General features: G+C 71.7%; 16 protein-coding genes and 1 pseudogene. 12 read left to right on the top strand and 5 right to left on the bottom strand.

The features are described 5' to 3' along the window. Positions 1-170: 170 nt before the first annotated feature. Complete coding sequence (locus NP777_RS07375; RefSeq protein WP_308405042.1) at positions 171-2,960, top strand: helix-turn-helix transcriptional regulator; 2,790 nt, start codon at positions 171-173, stop codon at positions 2,958-2,960. A 66-nt stretch (positions 2,961-3,026) separates the two neighbouring features. On the opposite strand, the gene NP777_RS07370 is transcribed toward NP777_RS07375, so the two are convergent. Further along, positions 3,027-3,683: a class I SAM-dependent methyltransferase gene (locus NP777_RS07370; protein WP_256649243.1), complete on the bottom strand. Its 657-nt coding sequence runs from the start codon at positions 3,681-3,683 to the stop codon at positions 3,027-3,029. A gap of 231 nt (positions 3,684-3,914) precedes the next feature. Between NP777_RS07370 and NP777_RS07365 the strand changes: the two genes are divergently transcribed. Genes NP777_RS07365 through NP777_RS07340 form a run of 6 tightly spaced genes read left to right on the top strand, consistent with a single transcriptional unit; the run spans position 3,915 to position 9,702 of the window. Next, positions 3,915-4,781, top strand: coding sequence for a 3-hydroxyacyl-CoA dehydrogenase family protein (locus NP777_RS07365; RefSeq protein ID WP_256649242.1), 867 nt, complete (start codon positions 3,915-3,917; stop codon positions 4,779-4,781). Then, positions 4,778-5,053: an acyl carrier protein gene (locus tag NP777_RS07360; RefSeq protein WP_256649241.1), complete on the top strand. Its 276-nt coding sequence runs from the start codon at positions 4,778-4,780 to the stop codon at positions 5,051-5,053. Before NP777_RS07365 ends, NP777_RS07360 begins: the two co-directional genes overlap by 4 nt. Continuing rightward, on the top strand, positions 5,050-6,183 hold the full coding sequence (locus NP777_RS07355) for an acyl-CoA dehydrogenase family protein (protein WP_256649240.1): 1,134 nt from the start codon (positions 5,050-5,052) through the stop codon (positions 6,181-6,183). Before NP777_RS07360 ends, NP777_RS07355 begins: the two co-directional genes overlap by 4 nt. After that, entirely contained in the window at positions 6,180-7,298 is a 1,119-nt protein-coding gene (locus NP777_RS07350) for an HAD-IIIC family phosphatase (protein WP_256649239.1), read from the top strand. The genes NP777_RS07355 and NP777_RS07350 overlap by 4 nt, the downstream gene beginning before the upstream one ends. Before the next feature lie 51 nt (positions 7,299-7,349). Next, entirely contained in the window at positions 7,350-9,410 is a 2,061-nt protein-coding gene (locus tag NP777_RS07345; protein WP_256649238.1) for a carbamoyltransferase family protein, read from the top strand. Between the two features lie 4 nt (positions 9,411-9,414). Continuing rightward, positions 9,415-9,702, top strand: a complete 288-nt coding sequence (locus NP777_RS07340) for an O-linked N-acetylglucosamine transferase (RefSeq protein ID WP_256649237.1) — start codon at positions 9,415-9,417, stop codon at positions 9,700-9,702. A 93-nt stretch (positions 9,703-9,795) separates the two neighbouring features. Here NP777_RS07340 and mhpA read toward each other — a convergent pair whose 3' ends face one another. The 3 genes from mhpA to NP777_RS07325 are packed head-to-tail and all read right to left on the bottom strand — an operon-like array spanning position 9,796 to position 20,905. Further along, the gene (gene mhpA, locus NP777_RS07335) at positions 9,796-11,412 is read right to left on the bottom strand and encodes a bifunctional 3-(3-hydroxy-phenyl)propionate/3-hydroxycinnamic acid hydroxylase MhpA (protein WP_256649236.1); all 1,617 of its coding nucleotides are present in this window, start codon (positions 11,410-11,412) and stop codon (positions 9,796-9,798) included. Positions 11,413-11,429: 17 nt separating this feature from the next. Continuing rightward, a complete protein-coding gene (locus NP777_RS07330) occupies positions 11,430-12,215 on the bottom strand; it encodes an arylamine N-acetyltransferase family protein (protein WP_256649235.1) in 786 nt (261 codons plus the stop codon). Further along, complete coding sequence (locus NP777_RS07325) at positions 12,212-20,905, bottom strand: type I polyketide synthase (protein WP_256649234.1); 8,694 nt, start codon at positions 20,903-20,905, stop codon at positions 12,212-12,214. Before NP777_RS07325 ends, NP777_RS07330 begins: the two co-directional genes overlap by 4 nt. 440 nt (positions 20,906-21,345) lie before the next feature. On the opposite strand from NP777_RS07325, the pseudogene NP777_RS07320 reads away from it, so the two are divergent. The 5 genes and pseudogenes from NP777_RS07320 to NP777_RS07300 form a co-directional block, all read left to right on the top strand. After that, positions 21,346-21,798, top strand: a pseudogene (locus tag NP777_RS07320) (tellurite resistance TerB family protein); the annotation flags it as partial. 69 nt (positions 21,799-21,867) lie between these two features. Continuing rightward, a complete protein-coding gene (locus tag NP777_RS07315; RefSeq protein WP_256649496.1) occupies positions 21,868-22,233 on the top strand; it encodes an ArsR/SmtB family transcription factor in 366 nt (121 codons plus the stop codon). 111 nt (positions 22,234-22,344) lie between these two features. Then, positions 22,345-22,902 carry a DUF1707 SHOCT-like domain-containing protein gene (locus tag NP777_RS07310; RefSeq protein ID WP_256649233.1) on the top strand — a complete coding sequence of 186 codons (558 nt, stop codon included), beginning with the start codon at positions 22,345-22,347 and terminating at the stop codon, positions 22,900-22,902. Positions 22,903-23,016: 114 nt separating this feature from the next. Further along, complete coding sequence (locus NP777_RS07305; RefSeq protein WP_256649232.1) at positions 23,017-23,481, top strand: hypothetical protein; 465 nt, start codon at positions 23,017-23,019, stop codon at positions 23,479-23,481. Further along, complete coding sequence (locus NP777_RS07300) at positions 23,478-23,795, top strand: winged helix-turn-helix domain-containing protein (RefSeq protein ID WP_256649231.1); 318 nt, start codon at positions 23,478-23,480, stop codon at positions 23,793-23,795. The genes NP777_RS07305 and NP777_RS07300 overlap by 4 nt, the downstream gene beginning before the upstream one ends. A gap of 90 nt (positions 23,796-23,885) precedes the next feature. On the opposite strand, the gene NP777_RS07295 is transcribed toward NP777_RS07300, so the two are convergent. After that, on the bottom strand, positions 23,886-25,859 hold the full coding sequence (locus tag NP777_RS07295; RefSeq protein WP_256649230.1) for an APC family permease: 1,974 nt from the start codon (positions 25,857-25,859) through the stop codon (positions 23,886-23,888). Positions 25,860-26,071 lie beyond the last annotated feature (212 nt).

The raw sequence follows: 26,071 nt of genomic DNA, 5'->3' as shown, positions 1-26,071 counted from the left end.
AACAGAACACCACGGCGGGTAAATCGAGATGCGTTGGGGTCGGTTAGGGGGCGGAGGTTCCGGTAGGGGTTGATGCTGCCAGGGGCGTGCTGATGGAATCGTTTCCCGATCAACGTTTGGTCTGACCCAAGGGCCGCGAGTCCGCATTTCGTCGACCTCGATCGGGGACCATGAACATGCCCTACAGCTATGCCATGCCGGTGAATACCGAGCGGAATTCCCGTCCCACGGACAGATTGCGGAATGCCGCGGCGCACCTCGGACATCCATTCGGTGACTCTCCGGTGCGGCCCGGGCAGGCCCTTCTCGTGGACGGACCGCTGGCATGCGGAAAGACGACCCTGCTCCGGTCGTTCGCCGAGCGGGCCTCGGAGGCGGGCTATCTCGCCGTCACGGCGACGTGTTCGCCCAGCGAGCGGGACCTCCCCTTCGGGGTCGTCTGCCAACTCGCCCGCGGGGTCTGGAAGTCACCGGGTGGGCTGCCCGAGGTGCCGGGGCTGTCGGCCATCCTGCACGGGACCAGCGATCCGGCGGACGAGGCCGAGATCGCCCGGCTGTCCCATCGGCTGTGCACCTCGCTGATCGACCATGCGGAGCACACGCCGCTGCTGCTCGCCGTGGACGACGTACGGCACGGCGATCCGGCCTCCGCGCACTTCCTCCTCCAGCTGGTACGGCGCCTGGACGCGGCACGGATCGCGGCCGTGTTCACCGACGATCTGAGCCTGCCCGCCCCGTCCCTGCCGCTCCGCTACGAACTGCTGCGCTCCCAGAGCCTGCGCCGCATCGGCCTGGGCCCGCTCACCCGCGAGCAGGTGTCCGAGGTGGTGGTGGCGGAGCTGGGCGAGACCGCGAGCCACCGCACCGGCGACGTCTACGCCGCCACCGGTGGCAACCGGCTGCTGCTGCACACCTTGCTGGCCGACTACGGCGAGCACGGCGAGCCCCGCCAGGCGGGCTACGGCCAGTCCTTCCTGAGCTGTCTGCACCGCAATGAGCCGATCTTCCTGGACGTGGTGCGGGCGCTGGCCGTGGTGGGCACCTCGTTACCCGCCGCCGACCTCGCCTGGCTGACCGGACACGAACCCGAGCCCATCGGCCAGGTGCTGGCGGCGCTGACCGGGGCCGGGCTGATGGACAAGGGCGCGTTCCGGCACGAGGCGGCGCGGCTCGGCGTGCTCAACGACATGCCGGCGCAGGCGCGCCGGACGCTGCACCAGCGGGCCGCGCGGCTGCTGCACGACCAGGGCAGGCCCGCCACCACGATCGCCCGCCATCTGGTGCGCGCCGGGCGGATCCCCGACTCCTGGCCCGCGGAGGTGCTGCTGGAGGTGGCCGAGCAGGTGGCGGTGGGCGAAGAGCCGTCCATCGCCGTCGACCTGCTGGAGCAGTCCTTCGAGCAGTGTCCGCACGAAGAGCGGCGCGCCGCCCTCCAGGCCAAACTCGCCGAGGCGGAATGGAAGATCAACCCCTCCACCGCCACCCGGCACCACACACCGCTCTACGGCGCCGTCCGAGCCGGTCGGCTCGGCCTCCCCGACAGCGTCACCCTCCTCATGCAGCTCCTGTGGAAGGGCGGTCTGACCGACGTGGAGGGGCTGCTCGCCCATCTGCGCGACGACCCCGCCGCCACGGACCAGCTGCACGCCATCGAGGCGGCGCTCACCTGCACCTACCCCTGGCTGGCCGAGCGGCGGACCGCCCCGGCCCACCACGGTGGCTCCGCGGTCACGCGGGCGGCGGTGTGGCCCCGGGCCGGCACCGTGCTGGCGGACGTGCTCACCGGCGGGCAGACCCACGACACCGTACGGCGCGCCGAGGAGGTGCTGCGCGAACTGCAGCTCGGCCACGACCCGGCATGCCAGGAGCAGGCGGGGCTGTTCGCCCTGCTCGCGCTGGTCTACGGCGGCCGGATCGACCTCGCATCCGCCTGGTGCGAGGGCGCGCTCGGCGAGACCGGCGGGGGACCGCACGTCCCCATGCGGCAGGCGGTGCTGGCGGCGGCCAGGTCGGAGATCGCCCTGCGCCGCGGTGACCTCGCCGAGGCCGCGGAGCGGGCCCGTGCCGCCCTCACCCATGCCTCCCCCGGCGCGTGGGGGGTGGCGATCGGGCTGCCGCTCGGCTCGCTCATCCTGGCGTGCACGCGGATGGGCCGGCACGAGGAGGCGGGGTTCCACGTGGCGCAGACCGTGCCCAACGCCATGTTCAAGAGTTCCTACGGGCTGCACTACCTGTACGCCCGCGGCCACTACTTCCTCGCGGCCAACCGGCACCAGGCGGCGCTGGCGGACTTCCTGCTCTGCGGTGAGCTGCTCACCGACTGGGGGCTGAGCAGCGGCTGCGACCCGGTGCCGTGGCGGATCGGGGCGGCGGAGGCATGGCTCGCACAGGGCAACCACGACCAGGCCCGGATCCTGGTCTACCAGCAGCTCAGCCGTCCGCACACGGACGGCGCCCGAGCCCGCGGACAGTCGCTGCGCCTCCTGGCGGCCACCAGTTCGGCGAAGCGGCGGCCGCAGTTGCTCAACGAGGCGGTGGGGCTGTTCACCGAGCAGGAGGACAAGTACGAGCTGGCCCGTACGCTGTGGGACCTCAGCCAGGCGTACCACGCGCTCGGTGAGAAGAAGCAGGCCCGCCGGACCATGCGCCGGGCGTGGCATGTGGCGAAGATGTGCGACGCGGCGTCGCTGTACGAGGAGTGGCTGCCGGCCGACGACCCCTCCCAGGCCACGGCGCTGATGCCGAAGTCGGACACCGGGATCGAGCGGCTGACGCACTCCGAACGGCGTGTCGCGTCGCTGGCCGCCATGGGCTACACCAACCGGGAGATCGCCGGGAAGCTGTACGTCACGGCCAGCACCGTGGAGCAGCATCTGACCCGGGTATTCCGCAAGCTGGACATCAGGCACCGGGAGCAACTGCCCACCGAACTCTACGCCGACCGCATGGAGTTGGCGTGACAGCGGACGGCCATTCCCCGGGAGGACCCGGGGAATGGCCGTCGTGGGTGTGCGGTGTGCGCGGTGTCAGCGCTTGACCGCGAGCGTGATGCCATCACCCACGGTGAGCATCGAGATCTCGACGCGCGTGTCCTCCCGGAGCAGCTTGTTCACCTCGCGCAGGGCGGCGGTGTCGGCGTCCTGCGCGGCCGGGTCGACCACCCGGCCGAAGAACAGGGTGTTGTCCAGGACGATGAGGCCGCCGCGCCGGAGCAGCGCCAGCGACTCCTCGTAGTAGTGGGCGTATCCGGTCTTGTCCGCGTCGATGAAGACCAGGTCGAACTCCCGGCCCTCCCGCCGCAGTCCGGCCAGTGTGTCCTTCGCGTCACCGATGCGCACATCGATGCGGTCCGCCACTCCGGCGCGCTCCCAGAACGGCCGGCCGAGCCCCGGCCACTTCGGTGTGATGTCGCAGGTGACCAGCGCGCCGTCGGCCGGCAGCGCCCGCGCCATGCACAGTGTGCTGTATCCGGTGAAGGTGCCGATCTCCAGCACCGAACGGGCGCCGACGAGCCGCACCAGCAGCCCGAGGAGCTGGCCCTCCTCGGGCATCACCTGCATGGCCTGTGCGGCCGGCAGACCGGCGGTCTCCGCCCGCAGCCCGGCCAGGACCTCGTCATCGCGCAGGGACAGTTCCCGTACATAGCCGAGAATTTCCTCGGTCACATCGACTTGCTGAGCCATCGGATTGCCGCACCCCGCAAAGGTGAAAGGGAAAGCCAATGTGGCCCATGCTAAGAATCCGCCGACGCGCCGCGCAATGGCGCCTGCCGGGATGCCGGAACTCATATTCCGGCTGAGGGGGGTCTAGGGGGGATGCTTAGGGGATTTGCGCGATCGCCCGGACAATATCGTGAACGCGGAAGCGCGTGTCATGGTCGGCACGTTGTTCACAACGCGCTGCGGAGGCGATGAATGAGCGGACATGCGGAGGCGCCGCGGCTCATGGTGCTGGGCGCAGGAACGATGGGACTGGGAATCACCTCGCTCGCCGTCGGCCACGGAATCCCGGTGACGGTCGTCGAGGTGGACGAGACCAGGGCGGGCCGGACACGGGCCGCGGTCACCGAACGGCTCCGCATGGCCCAGCTCATGGGAGCCCTGCCGGCCGGCCGCCCGCGGGGCGAGCTGACGGTCACCGCGTCCCCGGCCGACGGCCGGGACGCGACCGCCGTGGTGGAGGCCGTCACCGAGGACACCCCCACCAAGGCCAAGGTGCTGGAGGCGGTCGCCGGGCTCACCGGAGCCCAGGTGCCGCTGATCTCCAACACCTCCTCCATCCCGATCGACGAACTGGCCGGTTTCATCGCCGATCCGGCACGGCTGGTCGGCACCCACTTCATGAACCCGCCCTATCTGATCCCCACGGTGGAGGTGATCCGCGGCCCCCGCACCGGGGACGCGGTGATGACCGCCGTGACGGATCTGCTGCGGGTGCTGGAGCGCAAACCGGTCGTCGTCGGCGACGGGCCGGGGTTCGTCACCAGCCGGGTGCTGCACCCGATGATCAATGACGCGATCCGGGTGGTGCAGGAGGGCACCGCGACGGTGGAGGCCGTGGACGACCTCATGCGGGAGTGTCTGGGCCACCGCACCGGACCGCTGCGCACCGCGGATCTGATCGGCCTGGACAACCTCGCCGACTCGCTGCGCGTACTGCATACGCGCACCGGGGACTCCCGGTGCGCGCCGAGCGAATTGCTGCTGGAGAAGGTCCGCGACGGCCACCTGGGCCGCAAGTCGGGCCGCGGGTTCTACGCATACGGGAAGGAACTGGCGTGACCATCTCATCGAAGCCGGGCAGCCACACCGCCGAGACGGTGGCGCAGGAGGTGCAGCAGTTCCTCGAACAGCGCACCAAGCAGACCTGGGACCCGGACACCGATCTGTTCAGCAGCGGGGCCGTGTCCTCGATGTTCGCCATGGAGCTGGTCGTACACCTGGAGTCGACCTTCGACGTGGTGATCACCGGCCCCGACCTGGCGCTGGACAACTTCCGCACGGTGAACGCGATGACCGGGATGGTCCTGCGCCTGCGCGAGGCACAGCCGTGACCGACGCCGCCACCAGCCACGCGGAGCTGGTCAGCGGGTTGATCGGGGACCGGGCCGACGCCTGGGACGTGGCCGGGGAGCTGCCCCGCGACCTGCTGGTCAAACTCGGCGCCGCCGGAGTGCTGTGCGCACAGGTCGGCCCCGAACACGGCGGCACCGGACTGGACAGCCTGGCCAACGGGGAGCTCACCGCGCGGGTCGGCGCCCTGTGCAGCTCCCTGCGCAGCGTGATGACCTCGCAGGGCATGGCGGCGTGGACCGTGCGGAGGCTCGGCGGCACGGAGCAGTGGGACGCCTTTCTGCCCCGGCTGACCTCCGGCGACCTGGCGGCGGTCGGATTCAGCGAGCCCGGCGCGGGCAGCGATCTGTCGGCGATGGAGACCGAGATCACCGACGACGGCACACAGGTGGTCGTCACCGGGCGGAAGGTGTGGATCACCGCCGCCCACTACGCCGATCTGCTGGTGGTGTTCGGGAAGTACCGGGGCGGCGCCACGGCCGTGGTCGTGCCCGCCCGGGCCCCCGGAGTCCGGATCACCCGGGTGGCGAACCCGCTGGGCTGCCGCGCCGCCGGCCACGCGGACATCACCCTGGACGCGGTCCGGGTGCCCGCCGACCACGTACTCGGCGGCACCGGGCTGCCGCTGCCCTTCGCGACCACCGCCGCGCTCACCTATGGGCGGATGTCCGTGGCGTGGGGGTGCGTCGGCATCCTGCGCGCGTGCCTGGAGGCCGCCGCCGCGCACACCGCCACCCGGGAGCAGTCCGGCCGCGTACTCGCCGACCACCAGTTGGTGGCCCGGCATCTGACCGAACTGTATGTCGCGGAGCGGCACGCCACCCGGGCCTGCGAACACGCCAGTGACTCCTGGGACACCGGCTCGCCCGACATGGCGGTGGACGCGGTGCACGCGAAGTACGTGGCCTCGCGCGAGGCGGCCGAGGGCGCGGCCCGCGCCGTACAGCTCCTGGCGTCCGCCGCGGCCTCCGACGGCCATGTGGTGGCCCGCGCGTACCGCGACGCCAAGCTGATGGAAGTCATCGAGGGCACCAGCGAGATCTGCCAGCTCATCCTGGGCCGGCACACGCGGAAGCTGGCCCAGCACACGCGGAGGAAGGTGCAAGCATGACGGAGGGGAAGCCCGTGAGCGGGAGCGAGCCGCCGGCGGCCGTCAAATGTCTCGTCTGGGACCTGGACAACACCCTGTGGCGCGGCACCCTGCTCGAGGACGGCGAGGTGCCGCCGTTCGAGTGGGTGCGCGATGTCATCACCACCCTCGACGGACGTGGCATCCTCCAGTCGATCGCCAGCAAGAACGACCACGACCACGCCTGGGCGCGGCTGGAGGCGCTGGGTCTCGCCGAGTACTTCGTCCTGCCCCACATCGGCTGGGGGCCCAAGTCGGAAGCGGTGCGCGCCATCGCGGAGCGGCTGAACTTCGCCCACCGCGCCATGGCCTTCGTGGACGACCAGCCCGCCGAACGCGCCGAGGTCGCCTACCAGCTCCCCGCGGTGCGCTGCTACACCGCCGAGGACGTGGCCGGGCTCACCGGACTGCCCGAGTTCAGCCCCGCCGTGGTCACCGTGGACTCGCGGCAGCGCCGGACCATGTACCAGTCGGGGTTCCGCCGGGACGCCGAGCGGGCCGATTTCACCGGCCCCGACGAGGAGTTCCTGCGCACCCTGGACATCCGGATGGGGATCGCCCGCGCCACCGAGCGGGAGCTGTCCCGGGTCGAGGAACTGACCCTGCGCACCAGCCAGATGAACGCCACCGGTGTGCACTACTCCGACGCCGTACTGCGCGGACTGCTCACCGACCCCGCCCATGAGGTGCTGGTCATCACGATGGCCGACCGGTTCGGGCCGCACGGGGCCGTCGGCATCGTGCTGCTGGAGAGGCACCCCGAGGTGTGGCATCTGAAACTGCTCGCCACCTCCTGCCGCGTGGTCTCCTACGGCGCCGGGTCCACCGTGCTGAACTGGCTGGCCGACCAGGCGGCGCGGGCCGGGGTGCACCTGGCCGCCGACTTCCGGCGCACCGACCGCAACCGGATGATGGAGGTCGCCTACCGCTTCGCAGGGTTCGCCGACACCACCTGCGGATGCGCCGCCGCCCTCGCCGCCCCCGGCGAGGAGGGGGTCGAACGCCTCCATCTCACCCCCGCGTCCCAGCCGGCCCCGACGACGCTGCGGCTGACGGCGCCTGAGCTCGCCGACGCGGCGCTGCCGCACTCCCGCTGACCGGCGGGCGCTTCCGCCCCGGATCCTCGCGTTCGCCTCTGACTGGTTTGGGTGATCACTGTGCTTGTGCTCGGGCTCAACGGCAACTTCTCCGCCGCGGACACCGATGTGGTGCCGCAGCTGGGCGAGGTGTTCTTCCACGACTCGGCGGCTTCCTTGATCCGCGACGGCGAACTCGTGGCCGCGGTGGAGGAGGAGCGGCTCAACCGGATCAAAAAGACGACGAAATTTCCCCTCAACGCGGTCCGTGAGTGTCTGGCCCTGGCCGGTGCGCGGCCCGAGGACGTCGACGCGGTGGGCTACTACTTTCCCGAGAACCACATCGACACCGTCCTCAACCACCTCTACACCGAATATCCGCGGGTGCCGCTGCGCTACTCCCGGGAGCTGATCCGGGAGCGGCTGAAGGAGGGCCTGGGCTGGGACCTGCCGGACGAGAAGCTGGTGTACGTACCGCACCACGAGGCACACGCCTACTCCTCGTATCTGCACTCCGGCATGGACTCGGCCCTGGTCCTGGTGCTGGACGGGCGTGGCGAGCTGCACTCCGGCACCGTCTACCGCGCCGAGGGCACACATCTGGAGAAGCTGGCCGACTACCCCGTGCCCAAGTCGCTGGGCGGGCTCTATCTGAACGCCACCTATCTGCTCGGCTACGGCTTCGGCGACGAGTACAAGGTGATGGGCCTGGCCCCGTGGGGCAACCCCGAGACCTACCGCGACACCTTCGCCAAGCTCTACACCCTCCAGGACAACGGCGAGTACGAGTTGCACGGCAACATCATGGTGCCGAACCTGGTCAGCCCGCTGTTCTACGCCGAGGGCTTCCGGCCGCGCCGCAAGGGCGAGCCGTTCACCCAAGAGCACCGCGACTTCGCCGCCGCGCTCCAGGAGACGGTCGAGAAGATCGTGCTGCACATCCTCCAGCACTGGGCGAAGACCAGCGGTCTGTCGCGCCTGTGCTTCGGCGGCGGCGTCGCCCACAACTCCAGCCTCAACGGCCTGATCCTCAAATCCGGGCTCTTCGACGAGGTGTTCGTGCACCCCGCCTCGCATGACGCGGGCGCGGGCGAGGGCGCCGCCTACGCCGCGGCGGCGAGCCTCGGCACCCTCCAACGGCCGAGGAAACGGCTGCTCAGCGCGAGCCTCGGCCCGGCGCTCGGCGACCGGGCGCAGATCAGGGCCCGGCTGGCCGACTGGGCGCCGCTGATCGAGGTGGAGTTCCCCGAGGACGCCGTGGAGACCGCGGCCGGACTCCTCGCCGGGGGAGAGGTGCTCGGCTGGGCGTACGGCCGGTCCGAGTTCGGCCCCCGCGCCCTGGGGCACCGCAGCATCGTCGCGGACGCGCGCCCCGAGGAGAACCGCACCCGCATCAACGCGATGGTGAAGAAGCGCGAGGGCTTCCGGCCGTTCGCCCCCGTGGTCACCGCCGAAGCCGCGCCCGACTACTTCGACCTCTCCGGCGCCGAGGGCCACCACGAGTTCATGTCCTTCGTGGTGCCGGTGCTGCCGGAGCGGCGCACCGAACTCGGCGCGGTCACCCACGTGGACGGCACCGCCCGGGTGCAGGTCGTCTCCGCCGAGTCGGGCGAGCGGTTCCACCGGCTGGTGCGGCGGTTCGGCGAGCTCACCGGTACCCCGGTGCTCCTCAACACCTCCTTCAACAACAACGCCGAACCCATCGTGCAGAGCCTCGACGACGTGGTGACCAGCTTCCTCACCACCGACCTGGACGTCCTGGTGGTGGAGGACTGCCTGGTACGCGCCAAGCCCTCGCCCGACCTGGGCGCCCTGGTACCGCGATTCCGCCCGGTGACCCGGCTCGCCGAGCGCAGGACCGCCGGCCCGGACGCCTCGGCGGGAGCGAGGACCCACGAGATCTCCCTCGACTACGACGGCGGCCCGACCGCGAAGGTGTCGCCCGAGCTGTACGAACTGCTCGGCGCGGTGGACGGCACCACCACGCTCGGGGATCTGGCCAAGACCGTCGTGGGCGGGCTGTCGGAGGCGCTGGCCGCCGAGGTGTTCGCCCTGTGGGAGCAGCGGTTCCTCATCCTGGCCCCGGCCGGGGACATGGGGCCGTCGGCGGACGACGGTACCCGGGGGCGCTGACCCGATGGCGGCGGACCCGATCAGCGAAGCGCACCGGGAGATCACCCGGCTGTTGACGAAACTGGGCCGGCCCTCCGGCACCCGCCCCGACGCCCTCGTGGAGGCGTGCGTGGCCTGCCTGGAGGCCGCCCAGCGCACCTCGGCCGCCGCCACCGGCCAGGAACCCCCGGACACCGGCGCCCAGGAAGCGCTGCGCGCGGTCAACGCCGCGGCCCTGGCGATCAGATACGCCCTGATCAAGGTGGGTGACGAACGCCGCCGCGCGGCACGGACGGGGGAGAGCGTCACCTAGACGCTCCGCAGAGCGCGTAGGGCGCGAAACCAACTGGTCCCTTCCCCCAAGTGGTTCGGGGGAAGGGACCAGTCATGTCCGGGGTGGGGAGCCTTATGGCTGGGCGGGGGGCGGGTTCAGCTGGGTGGCCAAGTCGTCCACGAGGAAGTGGAGTTCTTCCTCGTCCCTCGCGATGCCGAAGAGGTAGAAGTCCGGGCGTACCAGCACCGCCAGCGCGCCCATCTCCGACAGGTAGGGCAGGTACCGGTCCTCCACGTCCAGCGCGTCCCGTGGGTCCAGGTCGGCCGTGGATGTGTCCGCGGGGACCAGGCGCACCAGCCGGGTGCCGATGCCGTCGAGGAACTTCAGGCGTCGTGCGTCCAGTGCCGGGACCACGTCCTCGGCGTAGAGGAGGACGAAACCGGTGCCCACCACGTCGTCGAACAGGCCGGTGGTTTCCGCGCGGCGCACTCGCCACTGGGGGCCCGCCTGGCCGGCGTGCGGTGCCGGGCGGCCCTGGTCGTCCAGGTGCAGCAACCCGTCCACGAGCGGCCGCACCACGGAACGGCGGGCGGCGCTCGGGCCGATGTTGCGTTTGCGTGCGGCCAGCATGGCCGCGTCACGGTCCGCCGCCGCGGCCGGGTCCGCCATGCACACCACCCGGCCCAGGCCCACCGACATCTCCACCGCGTGCCGCACATGCGCCCGCCGCTCGGTGGTGTAGGTGTCCAGCAGCGCCGGTGCCGCGTGTCCGCCCAGGACCAGGTCGAGTTTCCAGGCCAGATTGGCCGCGTCGCGGAATCCGGAGCACATGCCCTGCCCGGCGAACGGTGGCATGAGGTGTGCCGAGTCCCCGGCCAGCAGCATCCGCCCGGCCCGCCAGTGCTCCGCCCAGCGGGCCTGGAAGGTGTAGACCGCGTGCCGGTCCAGGACGCCGTTGTCGGGCGTCACATCGAACAGCCGCAGCAGCTCCCAGGCGCTCTCCACGGTGCCGAAGTGCTCGGGGTCGTCCGCGGGCACCCGCATGAACTCGTACCGCCGGTGGCCGGGGCCCGCGGACACCGCGGTCCGGGGGCGCGCCGGATCGCAGATCTCCAGGTTGTTCGGGCTGAACTCGCGGTGCTCGTGCAACCGTACGTCGCAGATCAGCCAGTCGTACGAGAAGTCGAGGTCGGTCATGGTGGTGCCGACACCCGTGCGCACCAGGCTGTTCGCACCGTCGCAGCCGACCACCCACAGCGCGGTGAGATCCGTCTTCTCCCCGTCCGGGCCGACCACGGTCAGGGTCACATGGCCGCCGTTGTCCGCGAGTTCCACCGCCTCGTATCCGCGCAGGATCCGCAGCGGCGGCAGCGTCGCCCCGTGCTCGATCAGCGCGGACTCGAGGGCGGGCTGATAGGCCGACAGCGCCTCCGGCCAGGTGCAGTGGCCCCGGTCGGCCACCTCGTGGTCGATCAGGGTCTCGCCCTTGGTGTTCTGCCAGGCGTGGTCCCGCGCGGGTTCGGTGAACTTGTCGAGCGAGTCGCCGATCCCGGCCGAGGCCAGGATGCGCGCGGCCTCGCTGTCGAACCCGACCGCCCGGGGGTGCCGGTACGGCTCCGGCCAGCGCTCCACCACCGTCACCCGCCGGCCGCGCTGGGCCAGCAGCACCGACAGCAGCTGGCCCACCGGTCCGTAGCCGACGATCAGCACCTCGGCCTCGAGGCTGTCCGATTCTCGCGCGGTGTCCACCACCGTCTCCCTCCCGCTCATTCGCCCGCCAGGATCAGATCGACCACGTCCTGGAATTCGTCCGCCTTCACCAGCACCTTGGTGCGCTCCACCCCGTCCTCGACGGTGAAGTAGCGCCTGCCGATCAGCACGATCTTTCCGTTGCCCGTGGCCCGGCTGCGGAAGGTGGTTCCGGCGAGCACCGAGTCCTGTGCGTAGTCGTCCAGGCTGTCCAGCCGCACCGCGTCCCAGCCGGCGGGGTCGGCAAGCTCCGGCCGGAACCGGTACACCGGCTGCCAGTCGGTCTCCTTGGGCCGCCGTTCCACCACCCGGTAGCCGTCCTGTTCGGTCACGCGGTACGAGCAGCCGTACTGGTGCTGCTCCTCCTCGGACAGGGACAGCGGCTCCGAATACGACGGCCCGGGGAAGCCGACGTCCACGAGGTGGGTCCGGCCGTCGAGATGGACCAGGTCGAAGGTGTGCTCCCGCTCCGGGCCGAAGGTGCCGTTCGCCTGCCGCACCGCCGCCGCCACCATGCGCACGTCGTAGCCGAGTTCGGCCAGCAGGGTGTGGAACAGCCGGTTCAGCTCGTAGCACACCCCGCCATGGCCCTCGGTCACCACATGCTCGAAGACCAGGTCCAGCGGGACGTTCGTCAGGTGCCGCGAGGCCGGGAGCCGGTCGGGGGCCGTGGAGTTGTCGTACGGGACCGCCATGAGATGCCGTTTGTGCAGATGGCGGAGGGTGTCGAGGGTCGGCGGGGGTGTCCCCTCCACCCCGATGCGCCGCAGATACTTCGCCACGTCGAACATGCTGTGTGTCACCTCTCCGTGCTCTGGTCGTCGTCTTCCGCCGCCTCCCGGGCCGCCCCGTGTGCGTCCGTGGTGGCCGCGTCCAGCGCGAGCTGGTCCTGGAGGTGCTCGGCGGCCATCGACGGGGTGGGGTAGTCGAAGAGCATCGCCGCCGCGAGCTGGAGGCCGGTGGCCGCGTTGAGGCGGTTGCGCAGTTCCACCGCGGTCAGTGAGTCGAACCCGATCTCGAAGAGCGCGTCGTCCGGCCCCACCGCGTCCGTGGTGGCGTGTCCGAGGACGGCCGCGGCCTCGGCGCGGACGAGTTCGGTGAGGCGCTGGTGCCGCTGGGTCGGGTCGAGGGCGGCCAGCTCTTGGGCGAGGGACGGGGCGTCGTCCTCGGGCTGGGCCGTGGTGTGGGCGGTGGGGCGGTGGTGGCCGCGGATGAGGGTGCGGAGCAGGGGCGGGAGGGTCTGGGGGCTGGTGTTGTTCTGGAGGGCGGCGAGGTCGAGTTTGAGGGGGATGAGGTGGGGGTGAGAGGTGGCGAGCGCGGTGTCGAGGAGGCGCATACCGTCGGCGTCGGCCAGCGGGACGACACCGCTGTCGCGGGTGCGTTGCTGCTGGGTGGTGGTCATGCCCGCGGTGAGGGCGCTGGTGGTCTCCCACAGGCCCCAGGCGAGTGAGGTGGCGGGGAGCCCGGCGGCGTGGCGCTGCTGGGCGAGGGCGTCCGCGTAGGTGTTGGCGGCCGCGTAGTTGGCCTGGCCGGGGGTGCCGAGGGCGCCGGTGGCCGAGGAGTAGACGACGAACGCCGAGAGGTCGAGATCGCGGGTCAGGTCGTGGAGATGGGTGAGGGCGTCGACCTTGGGGCGGAAGACGGTGTCGAGGCGCTGCGGGGTGAGATCGGTGAGCAGCGCGTCGTCGAGGGTTCCGGCGGTGTGCACGACGGCGGTGAGGGGGTGGTCGGCCGGGATGTCGGCCAGCAGGGCGGTGAGTTGGCCGCGGTCGGCGGTGTCGCAGGCGGCGATGCGGACGTGTGCGCCGAGTTCGGTGTGGTCACCGACTTCGGTGAGTTCGGTGGCGAGGTCCGTGGCGCCGGGCGCGTCGGGCCCCTGGCGGCTGACCAGGAGGAGGTGGCGCGCGTGGTGGTGGGTGATGAGGTGGCGCGCGGTGAGGGCGCCCAGCGTGCCGGTGCCGCCGGTGATGAGGACGGTTCCCTCGGGGTCGAGGGCGAGGGGCTCGGGTGTGGTGGCGGGTGCGGGCGTCAGGTGGGGGGTGTAGGCGGTGGCGTCGCGCAGGGCGAGTTGGGCCTCGGTGGTGGCGAGCGCGATGGGCAGGGCCTGGTGGGAGCGATCGTCGGTGTCGATGAGCTGGACGCGGCCGGGGTGCTCGGACTGGGCCGAGCGGACCAGGCCCCAGACGGCGGCCGCGGCCGGGTCGGTGACCTCGGCGGTGTCGTGGACGGCCATGGCGCCCTGGGTGAGGACGACCAGGCGGGTGTCGGCGAGTTCGGGCCGGTCCACCCATTGCCGCAGCAGATCCAGGACTTGGGCGCAGAGCGCGTGCGTACGGTCGATGGGCCCGGTCTTCTCCGGCACCCAGGCGGACACGTCGGCGACGAGCACGGCGGGCCGCTCCCCGGCCTCCGCCACCCCCACGGCCTCCGCGACCCCGGAGACATCGGCGAAGCTCGGCGGGGAATCCGGGAGCCGGCTCTCCCCGAGCGTGGCCCACCGGGCTTCCGAATCGCCGAGCCCGCACTCGGCCCAGTCGACCGCCCACAGCGCGTCGCCGCCCGATGCGGCGGACAGGGCGCGCAACTGGTCGGGTGTGGTCTCCCGGAGCTGGAGGGAGCCGATCGTGGCCACCGGCACGTCCTGCGGATCGGTGATCCGTACGCACAGCCCGTCCCCGTCGGACACCGTCGCCCGCACCCGTACGGCGGTGGCCCCCACGGCGTGGAGCCGCACGTCGGTCCATGCGAACGGCAGCATCGTGGGCCGCTCACCATCGGACTGGAAGCAGAAGTTCCCGGCGTGCAGGGTGGCGTCCAGCAACGCCGGATGGATGCCGAACCGCCCGGCCACCCCGGTCTGCTCCTCGGGCACGGACACCTCGGCGAACACCTCGTGGTCCCGCTTCCACACCGCCCTGAGCCCGCGGAACGCCGGGCCGTACTCGTACCCGACCTCGGCCAGATGCTCGTAGAACCCCTCGAGGGCGACCGGCTCCGAGCCCTCGGGCGGCCACGGCCGGGCGGCCTCGGCCGCCGGGGCGGTGGCTCCCGCGGTCAGGGTGCCGGTGGCATGCTCGGTCCACTGCCGCATGCCCTCCGGGCGCGAGTAGACCGCCACCTTGCGGCGCCCGCGGTCCTCGCCACCGACGAGCACCTGGACGTGCAGAGTGCCCTCGTCCGGCACCGTCATCGGCCGGCTGATGACCAGCTCTTCCAGGGTGGGCGTGTCCGCCTCGTCCCCGGCGCGCACCGCCAGCTCGACCATCGCCGTACCGGGGAGCAGGACGGTGCCGGAGACGGCGTGGTCGGCCAGCCAGGGGTGGCTGCGCAGGGAGAGACGTCCGGTGAGCAGCACACCTCCGGTATCGGGCACGCTCACCACGGCACCGACCAGCGGATGGCCGGTGTCCTCCAGCCCCACGGCACGGACGTCGCCCGGACCGCCGCGGTCCAGCCAGAACGTCTCATGTTCGAAGGGGTAAGTGGGGAGCGGGATTTGGGAGGGTTGTGATCCGGTGTACGCGGTGGGCCAGTCCATTGGTGTTCCCCTGGTGGACAGTTCGGCGAGGTGGGTGAGGAAGCGGGTGGGGGTGTCGTCGTCGCGGCGGAGGGTGCCGGTGACGGTGGTGTGGGGGGTGTTGGTGGTTTCGAGGGTTTCTTGGATGGCGGTGGTGAGGACGGGGTGGGGGCTGATTTCGATGAAGGTGCGGTAGCCGTTCTCGGCGAGGGTGCGGATGGTGGGTTCGAATTGCACGGTTTGGCGGAGGTTGCGGTACCAGTAGTGGCTGTTGGGGGTGTCGGGTTCGATCCACTGGCCGGTGACGGTGGAGAGCCAGGGGATGGTGCCGGGTTGGGTGGTGATGTCTTGGAGTGCGTGGTGGAGCTGGTCTTCGATGGTGTCGACGTGTCCGGTGTGGGAGGCGTAGTCGACGGGGATGATGCGGGCTCTGGTGTTTTGGTTGGTGTAGTGGGTGTGGAGTTGGTGGAGGGCGTCGGTGTCGCCTGCGATGACGGTGGTGTTGGGGCCGTTGTGGGCGGCGATCCAGAGTTTGCCGTGCCAGTCGGTGAGGTTGATGGTGTTGGCGGGGGCGGCGAGGGACATCATGCCGCCGTGTCCGGCGAGGTGGTGGGCGATGGTCTGGCTGCGGAGGGTGACGATTTTGGCGGCGGTGGGGAGGGTGAGGTGTCCGGCGATGTGGGCGGCGGCGATTTCGCCTTGGGAGTGGCCGATGACGGCGTCGGGGTGGATGCCGACGGATTGCCAGAGGGCGGCGAGGGAGACGACGACGGCGAAGGTGGCGGGCTGGACGACGTCGACTCGCTCGAGGGAGGGTGCGTCGGGTGTGCCGGTGATGACGTCGATGAGGTTCCAGTCGGTGTACGGGGCCAGGGCCTTGGCGCACTCCTGCATCCGGGCGGCGAAGACCGGTGAGGTGCCCAGGAGTTGGGCTCCCATGCCGACCCATTGGGCGCCCTGGCCGGGGAAGACGAAGACGGTTTTGCCGTCCGTTCCGGTCTGTCCGGTGATCAGCTGTGGGTCGGGTCGTCCTTCTGCCAGGGCGCGGGCGGTTGTGGTGCCGCCTTCGGTGTCCGTGGCGAGGATGATGGCGCGGTGTTCCAGGGTGGCGCGGGTGGTGGCCAGTGACCAGCCCACGTCCACCGCACGTGGGGCGTCCGCTGCTTCCAGGTGGTTGACCAGGCGCTCCGCCTGGGCCCGCAGCGCGGCCGGGGTCTTGCCGGACAGCACCCAGGGCACCACTCCGCCGGTGGCCACCAGCCCAGGCGTACCCTGCTCGTCCGTCTCCGCTTCCGCTTCGGGCGCTTCCGCTTCCGGTGCCTGCTCCAGGATCACATGTGCGTTCGTCCCGCTGACGCCGAAGGACGAGATTCCCACGCGGCGTGGGTTTCCCGTCTCCGGCCACGCCCGCGCCTCGGACAGCAGCGACACCGCACCCGAAGCCCAGTCCACCTTGCTGGTGGGCTCCTCGGCGTGGAGCGTCTTCGGCAGCGTGTCGTGCCGCATCGCCAGCACCATCTTGATCACACCGGCCACGCCCGCCGCCGCCTGCGCATGCCCGATGTTGGACTTCAACGACCCCAGCCACAGCGGACTTTCGGCCGGGCGGTTCTGGCCGTAGGTGGCCAGGAGTGCCTGGGCCTCGATGGGGTCGCCGAGGCTGGTACCGGTGCCGTGGGCTTCGACCGCGTCCACATCGGCCGCCGACAGCCCGGCGTTCGCCAGCGCCTGCCGGATCACCCGCTCCTGCGACGGGCCGTTGGGGGCGGTGAGGCCGTTGCTGGCCCCGTCCTGGTTGACCGCCGTACCGCGTACGACGGCCAGCACCTGATGTCCGTTGCGGCGGGCGTCCGACAGCCGTTCCAGCAGCACCAGACCGACACCTTCGGACCAGTTGGTGCCGTCAGCCCCCTCCGCGAAGGACTTGCAACGGCCGTCGGGGGCGAGGCCGCGCTGGCGGGAGAACTCGATGAACGACGTCGGCCTGCTCATCACCGCGACACCCCCGGCCAGCGCCAACGAGCACTCGCCCGTACGCACCGCCTGAACCGCCAGGTGCAGCGCCACCAGCGAGGACGAGCAGGCCGTGTCCACGGTCACCGCGGGCCCGGTCAGGCCCAGCGCATAGGCCACGCGCCCGGAGACGACGCTCCCGGCGCTGCCCACGCCGAGATGGCCCTCCAGGCCCTCCGCCGCGGTCCCGGCGTCGGCCCCGTAGTCGTGGTACATCACCCCGCTGAACACGCCGACGTCGGTGCCGTGCAGCGACGTCGGGTCGATTCCCGCGTTCTCGAGAGTCTCCCACGCCGTCTCCAGCAGCAGCCGCTGCTGCGGATCCATGGCCAGCGCCTCACGGGGTGAGATGCCGAAGAAGGCGGCGTCGAACCCGCCCGCGTCGCTGAGGAAACCGCCCTCGCGCACGTAGGACGTGCCCACGGCGTCCGGATCGGAGTCGAACAGCCCGGCCAGATCCCAGCCCCGGTCCTCCGGGAACCCGGCGATCGCGTCCCGGCCGTCGGCCACCAGCCGCCACAGGTCCTCGGGGGTCCTGACGTCGCCCGGGAGGTGGCAGCCCATCGCGACGATGGCCACCGGCTCGTCGGACATCCCGCGTGCCCGCACCGGCGCCCGCTCCTGCTCGCTCCGCCTCCCGGTGATCTCGCGCACCAGATGCCGCGCCAGCGCGGCGGGGGTCGGGTGGTCGAAGACCACCGTGGCGGCGAGCCGTGCGCCGGTGGCCGCGTTCAGCCGGTTCCTCAGCGCGACGGCGGTCAGGGAGGTGAAGCCGAACGCGCTGAACGCCTGGTCGGCCTCAACGGCGTCGGCGGAGGCCAGCCCCAGCGTCGCCGCGGCGTGTTCGCGCACCAGCCCCAGCGCCGTGCGCTGCCGTCCGGACTCGCTCTCGGCTTCCAGCCGCCGCCGGAACTCCGCGACGGCGGGCTCATCCGACGCCGGTGCGCCGGACGGCGTGTCCACCAGGTGGCGCAGTACCGCGGGCACCGGCTCGCCGCCCGGCAGCCCCGTGGTGCTCGGCCTGAGCAGCACCAGCGGGCCCTGGTCGGCGGTCAGCGCCGCGTCGAAGAGGGCCAGCGCCTCGGGCAGGGGCACGGCACCGGCCACCGGCGCCGTGCCGTGCTCGCCCGGCAGCGGGCCCCATGCCAGGGCCAGCCCGCCGAGGCCCAGCGCCCGGCGCCGCCGCACCAGGGCCTCGCCGAACTGGTCGGCGGCAGCCCGCTCCGGGTGGCCCGGCGACCCCAGCACCCCGGCGGCGGAGGTGACGACGACGAACAGCGCCGGGTCGGCCCGCCGGGCCAGCTCCTCCAGGTGCGTCATGCCACGCAGCGACGCGTCGAGCGACCGCTCCGGGCCCGGCTCCTCGATGTGCACCGCGGCGGTCACCGGCCGGTCCCGCGCGTCCAGCGCCGAGTCCAGCGCCGTCCGGTCGGCCGGGTCGCACACGGCCATCGAGACCTCTGCCCCGTCCCGCTCCAACTCGCCGCGCAACGCGGCCGCCGCGTCCTCCGGCAGACCGTTCGCGCTGAGCAGCAGCAGGTGGCGGGCGCCGTACGCGGTCACCAGGTGGCGGGCCAGGGCGGTGCCACGGGTGGTGTCGCCACCGGTGATCACGACCAGGCCGTCCGGGTCGAGGGCCGGGGCGGGATCCGGCTCCGGGGGGACCGAGGTCCGCGTCAGGCGCGGCACCAGCAGTACGCCGGTACGGATCGCCGCCTGGTCGTGCCCGTCCCCGACGGCACGCCGCAGCGCGGCCACCCGGTCGTCCTCCCCGGCCCCCTGGACGCCCGTGGATACGCCGACGTCCGCGGATACGCCGACGTCCGCGGATACGCCGACGTCCGTGGACGCGCCGACGTCCGTGGACGCGCCGACGTCCGTGGACGCGCCGACGTCCGCGGATACGCCGACGTCCGTGGACGCGTCCGAGCCACCGGACACGTCCACCAGCGTCAGCCGGCCGGGGTACGCGGCCTGCAGCGACCGCACCACACCCCACAGCGCCGCCGCCAGTGGCTCCGGTGCGGCCTCCTCGGCGCCGGTGGCCACCGCGCCCGTCGTGGCCACCACGAACCTCGTCCCGGCCAGCCGGTCGTCGGCCAGCCACGCGCCCAGCCGGGCCGCCGACTCGCCGATCGGGTCCTGCCCTGCACCGGGCGTGCCCCGCACCGCGGGCGTCACCACGACCACATCCGGGCTCGGGGAGCCGTCCGCCACGGCGCCGTCCGCCACAGCGCCGTCCGCCACGGCGCCGTCCACCACCCGTACGTCCACCCCGGCGCCCCGCAGCCCCTCCGCGAGGCCGAGCGCGTCGGAGTCCGCCAGCGCCCAAGCGCCGCTCTCCGCCGGGGCGTCCGGCAGCGCCGCCTGCGGTACCCAGTCCAGCCGCAGCAGCGAGTCGTACTGGCCGTCCCCGGCGGCCCGCAGCCGTGCGGGCAGCTCCAGCAGTACGTGCCGGGTGATCTTTCCCGAGGCGGTGCGCGGCACCCGCGCGATCTCGTAGATCTCCTCCGGGACCTTGAAGTACGACAGCCGCTCGCGGCAGGTGGTCAGCAGCGCCGACGGATCGAAGCCGTCCGGGCCGGGCACCACGAAGGCCACCGGCACCTCGCCGAGCACCGCGTGCGGCTTGCCCACCACGGCCACGTCCGCCACGCCGGGCACGGTGCGCAGCACGGCCTCGACCTCGCCCGGGTGGATGTTCTCCCCGGCGCGGATGATGAGTTCCTTGATCCGGCCGGTCACCGTGCAGAACCCGGCCTTGTCGCGGCGGCCGAGGTCCCCGGTGCGGTACCAGCCGTCGCGCAGCGCCGCGGCCGTCGCCTCCGGCTGGTTGTGGTACCCGGCCATGATGTTCGGCCCGGACACCCAGAACTCGCCCTCCTGCCCGGCCGGAACGTCCACACCCGTGTCCGGATCCACCAGCCGCACCGTCAGCCCCGGTACCGGCAGCCCGCACGAGCCCTCGACGCGCTGGCCGGTGGGCCAGTTCGCCGCGATCGCGCCACATGTCTCGGTACTGCCGTACGCGTCGACGAGCGGCACCCCGAAGGTGGACTCGAACGACCTGACCAGGTCCGCCGTGGCCACCGCCCCGCCCACGAGGGCGATCCGCAGCTGGGGGGCGGCGAAGTCACGCTCCCGCGCCGCCTCGATCAGGTGGTGATAGAGCGTCGGCACTCCGGCGACGAAGGTCGAGCGGTCCTCGCGCAGCGCCTCCAGCACATCGGGCGTCGACACCCCGTCCACGATCCGGGTACTGGCCCCGACGGCGGTCGCCGCCAGCAGACATACGATGTGCGAAAGGCTGTGGAAGAGGGGGAGCGGCCACAGCACGCGGTCCTCTGCGGTCAGCCCGGTCACGGGTACGTAGCACGCGGCCAGGGACCACAGGCAGTTCCGCTGGGTGGACAGCACGCCCTTCGGCAGGCCGGTGGTGCCCGAGGTGTAGAGCATCCACGCGATCTCGTCCAGGCCCAGGTCGTCGCGGGCCGCCAGCTCCGGCTCCGTGTCCGGCAGCGGCTCGAACGCGATGAAACCCTTCGGCAGCGGGCCGTCCCCGCTGACCACCACCCTCAGCTCCGGGAACCGCTCCCGCAGCCGGTCGAACTGGTCGGCGTGGGCGATATCGGTGAGCACCAGCCGGGCGCCGCTGTCGGCGAGCAGATACGAGAGCTCCGCATCGGTCGAACGCGGGTTGACCGGCACCGTGATGGCGTTCGCGCGCAGGACGCCGAAGTAGCTCTCCAGCATCTCGACGCGGTTGCCCAGGCAGATCATCGCGCGGTCGCCGGGGTGCAGCCGCAGCCCGGCGAGATGACCGGCCAGCCGCCGGGTACGGCGCTCGAGATCGGCATGGCTGACCGTACGGTGGCCGTCGGAACAGGCCGGCTTGTCACCGAAGCGATCCGCGTTGGCCTGGAGCAGTTCCGGCACCGGCCGGATCAGGTCAGTCCGTAGCATGCCGCCACACCTCTCGGTTCGAAGCAGGGCGCGCGGGAGCAGCGACCGACCCGCGCGGGATCGCCCCGCGCGCGGGACAGCCGCGCTCCGGTTGCGCGGCCTGGGGGAAAGAAGGCCCGGGAGAGAAAGCTCCAACGAGCTCGAAGAAGCTCGCCGCTGTTGTTGAAATTCTTGTTCCGGCGGCGAGCGGGCCGTCCCCTAAAGATCCCCCTCATTCCCCCTGACCGCGGTGGCGGCAGCGGCGGTCAGGAGGAACGCGGGGGAGGGGGGATGGCCGGTGAGGTGACGAATGGCCGCGGGAGTGACATACGGGAGGGCCGCTCCCCGGTCACAGTGGCGGGACCACGCCGGACTCGCACCGGCTTTCGCGCGGCGGATCTACAAACATGTAGATTCTGTTTTCCGCCCACAATGGAGGTATTACTGAGAAGGAGATGCAGATGACGCTGTGGGACCGCCTCAGAGACTCGGTCCAGACGATGCAGGCTCAGCTCACGGCGAAGAAGCACGAGTTGCAGAGCGGGGCGTTCCGGGACGCGAGCATGGCCATGTGTGCCTTGGTGGCGGCGGCGGACGGCACGATCGACCCCTCCGAGCGGCGGCGCGTCGCCCAGCTCATCGCCACCAACGACGTGCTCCAGAACTTTCCCCCGGACGATCTGCACCGCCGCTTCGAGGACCACCTCGACGAGCTCACCACCGACTTCACCCTCGGCACGGCGAGCGCCATGCGGGAGATCGGCAAGGCGAAGCGGCGGCCCGCCGAGGCTCGGGCCGTCATCCAGATCGGCATCGTCATCGGCTGCGCCGACGGCTACTTCGACGAGAGCGAACGGGACGTCGTCCGCGAGGCGTGCTCAGCCCTGGACATCCCTCCGACCGAGTTCGACCTCCACCGCCCCCTCCGCGTCCCCCGCCCGTACCGGGTCCCGGACGAGCGCCCGCGGGCGGCCGGTGACCGGGTGTCCGGGCGGGCGGAGCCCGGTGCGGGACGGGCGATAGGCCCCGGGGCCGCCGTACCCGGCGATGACCTCCAGGTCTTCCTCAAGGCGCTGACCAGCGGAACCCGTCAGAAGCTCTTCGCGCACTTCGCCGACGGGGAGGAGCTCACCGTCGGCGAGGCCGCCGAGCGTGCCGGACTCGGCCCGTCGACCGCCTCCGAGCACCTCGCGGTCCTCCGTCGCGGCGGTCTCCTCCAGTCGACGCGCAGCGGCAAACTGGTCCGCTACCGCGCCGACAGGGAAGGCATCGCGGAACTGCTCGGGCAGCTCCATTCGTACCTCCTCGCCCCCTCCGAACCGCGGGACACCCCTCCTGCCCATGGCTAGGGTCCTTCTGGCCCCGCGGCCCCGCGGCCCCGCGGCCCCGCGGCCGCGCGGATGCGCCGGATAGGGTCATCGCCGCGGCTCAGGCGCCGGGCACGGCAGTAGAGTGCGACGGTGACCTCTCCGCCGGAAGACCCGCCGTCACTCGTCAGCGAAGACGACCGCGACACCGCCGTGCGGCGGCTGCAGGACGCGTACGCCGAAGGGCACATCTCGCACGAGGAGATGGATCAGCGCCTTGACACGGTGCTCACCGCCACGACCCGCGGTGAGCTGGAGTCGGCTCTGGCCTCGCTTCCGGCGGAGCCCCCGGGCACCGCGTCCACGATCGCCGCCCACAGCGGACGGATCCGGCGGCGCGGTCCATGGCGGGTGCCGCGAATCCTCAAGGTCGAGTCGGCGTTCGGAAGGGTGCACCTGGACCTGTCCCGGGCGGTCATCGAGCATCCGGTCGTCGACATCGAGCTGCAACTGGGCACCGGCAGGGCCAGGATCACGGTCCCGCGCGACGCGATCGTCGACGTCGAGGGCCTGCACACCGGGTGGAAGGACCTGCGCTACAAGCCCCGACCGGCTCTGCCCGGCGGCCCCGGCGGCCCCGGCGGCCCGAAGATCCGGATCTCCGGAGCCGTGGGGTTCGGACGCTTGAAGATCCGCCACGCGCGGCGTTGAGGCTCCCTCCGGCGCCAGAACCGCCCGGCACTCCATGGTGGATCCCCCGACTCTTGACTTTCCTGTCAGGAAAGTAGGACGCTTACTTTCCTGGCAGGAAAGTGAGGTCTCGTCATGGACAAGATCGCTCCGGAGCAGGCCCGCACCGCCCTCGACGCCGCCGACCGTGCCCGGCGGCAGGTGGCCGAGGAAGTCGGCCTGCCCCGTGGCTACTGGTGGGCCATGGCGGCCGGCTGGGTTCTGCTGGGTGTGCTCGGCAATGTGCTTCCGCCCTGGCCGGCCGGGGTCGCGACGGTGGGCTTCGGTGTGGGGCACGGGGTGTTCGCGTCCCGCCTGCTCGACGGACGCCGGCGCACGGATCGGCTGCGGGTGAGCACGGCGGTCGCCGGTCACCGCATCCCCCTGGTCGTGGTCGGCATGCTGCTCGGGCTCATCGGGGTCACCGTCCTGGTGGCGCTCGCGCTCGACGCCGACGGCGCCGGCCATGCCGGCATCTGGGCGGCGGTGCTGACCGCGACCGTCGTCGGGTTCGGCGGACCGGAAATGCTGCGCGTTCTGCGTCGGTGGGCGCGGGCATGACGAAGGCGCGATTCGACGAACTGATCCACCCCAGCACCCGCCTGTCGCTGGTGGCGACCCTGGCGGCCGCCGACTGGGCGGAGTTCGCCTTCCTCAAGGACCGGCTCCAGCTTTCCGACTCGGCGCTGTCCAAACAGCTCACGACACTCGAAGAGGCCGGGTACGTCGCCACGGAGCGCCGGCTCAGCGGCAGCCGCCGGAAGGTGCGCGCCCGGCTCACCAGCGCCGGCCGGGATGCCTTCAACGGCCACATCGAGGCACTGCGGGCCATCGTCGCCGACGCCGCGGCGCCGACCCGGGAGCCTCCGGCGTGAGGCCGTCGAGGACCCGTGGGCCTCATGGGTCAGCCGGTACGCCCACGGCCCGGGTCGCCGTCGGCCCCGGCTTCAACGGGATCCCGGCGCTCAGCCGACGTGAACGTGTGGCCGACGGGCCCGGTCGGGCTCGGCCTCGCGGAGCACTTCCCTGGTGACGGGTGCGACCTCCCCCTGGCCGAACAGGAAGAACCGCAGGAACTGGGCGAACGGGCTGCCCTCGGTCCACTCGAAGTAGATGTGCGGCCGCTGCCCGGTGGCGTCCCGTATGTGGAGCAGCAGGGCGGCCAGCGAGTTGGGGATGCTGGAGCCGTCGAGGGTGAGCACCCGGTACCGGCCGTGCAGCACCTCGCCGCGCACCCGCACCGCCGTCTCGAAGTCGGACGGATCACGCACGCTGACCTCGACGAAGATGAGGTCCTCAGTGGCCGGGATGTCGTTGTCGGTACGGATTTGCTGAATCTTGTCGCGGTATTCGGCCGGGTCGCGGTTGTCCGGCTCATTGGCGATGAACCGTATGCGCCGGGTGGCGGCGTCCCGGACGAACCGCTCCGCCGTGTCGTCCAGCTCCATGTCCGTCACGCGCAGTTCGAAGGCGCGGGCGAGCCGGGACAGCAGTGAGACCAGGATGATGCCCGCGATGAAGCACGCGCCGATCTTCACACCGTCGGGGCGTTCCACCACGTTCACCGCCGTGGTGTAGACGAAGACCACGGAGATCACGCCGAAGCCGACGGTCCAGCCCCGCTGCCGGGCGCGGCGGGCGGCGATGGTGACCGCGACGGCGGCGGAGGTCATCAGGACCAGCACCCCGGTGGCGTAGGCACCGCTCTGGGCGTCCACGTCGGCGTCGAAGAGCCAGGTGACCAGGAAGCCGATCAGGGTGAAGACCAGCACCATGGGACGCACCGCGCGGGCCCAGTGCGGGGCCATGCCGTAGCGGGGCAGATAGCGCGGCATCAGGTTGAGCAGCCCGGCCATCGCGGAGGCGCCCGCGAACCACAGGATGCCGATGGTCGCGGCGTCGTAGACGCTGCCGAAGACGGACCCCAGATAGTGGTGTGCGAGATACGCGAGGGCTCGTCCATTGGCCGCGCCGCCGGCCTTGAACTCGTCCTGCGGGATCAGCACGGTGGTGATGAAGCTCGTGGTGATCAGGAAGGCGCTCATGATCACGGCGGCGGTGGTGAGCAGCTTCCTGGTGTCCCGGATCCGTCCGGTGGGACGCTCCTCGGTGTCGCCGGGGCCGCCGTCCACATGGGGCATGACGGCCACACCGGTCTCGAATCCGGACAGGCCCAGCGCGAGTTTGGGGAACACCACCAGCGCCAGACCGACCATGACCAGCGGGTTGCCGTGCTCGGCGGTCAGCGCCCGGGACCAGTCGGTGACCACATGGGACGCGGTGGCCACATGCCACAGCCCGACGACCACGACGACCGCGTTCAGCGCCAGGTAGCCGCCCACGAGCACCACCGCCACACCGATGGCCTCCATGAAGCCCTTGAGGAAGACGGCCCCGAGCAGGGCGATCAATCCCAGCGTGATGACCACCTCATGGCCGTGCAGAACGCTGGTGAAGTGCGGGTTCTCCACCAGGTGGGTGGAGGCGTCGGCGGCCGAGAGGGTGATGGTGATCAGGAAGTCGGTGGCCGCGAACCCCAGCAGCGCCAGCACGAAGAGCTTGCCCTGCCAGAACGACAGCAGCCGTTCCAGCATCGCGATCGACCCCTCGCCGTGCGGGCTCTCCTTGGCCACCCGCCGGTACACCGGCAGCGCCCCGGCCAGGGTCACGGCCACCAGCACGATGGTGGCGACGGGGGACAGCAGCCCGGCGGCGAGGGCGGCGATGCCGGGCTGGTAGCCGAGCGTGGAGAAGTAGTCCACGCCGGTGAGGCACATCACCCGCCACCACCGCTGGCCCTTGTGCCCCTCCGGGGGCTGGGCGTGCGGCCCCGGCTGCTGCTTGGCCATATCGGACAGGCCCTCCAGTAGCCAGCTCCGCAGCCGACCCCCCTTACGGGCCTCCTCCGGGTGCGGTTCCACGTCGGTGGAGGTGGCCATCGCGTACTCCTGGTCGCATAGCGGTCGCTGAGCGTGCCGTCCACGGACGAACGGCCGAATCAGGGTAAGCCGGACGTTCGGCGGGGCTCACAGTGGCATGTCCATCACGGCGGCTCCCGACGCGGTTCGGCCGGAGCCGCCGGTCCTCCCGGCCTCGCGAAGTATGATCCCTGCTGACAGGCGCCCTGCGGGCCCTGTGCGGTGGGTTTTCC

Origin of the sequence: Streptomyces rugosispiralis (assembly GCF_024505145.1) — a bacterium.
Classification (GTDB): domain Bacteria; phylum Actinomycetota; class Actinomycetes; order Streptomycetales; family Streptomycetaceae; genus Streptomyces; species Streptomyces rugosispiralis.
The sequence above is the reverse complement of the archived record's forward strand: the minus strand, read 5'-3'. Positions and strand labels throughout refer to the sequence as shown.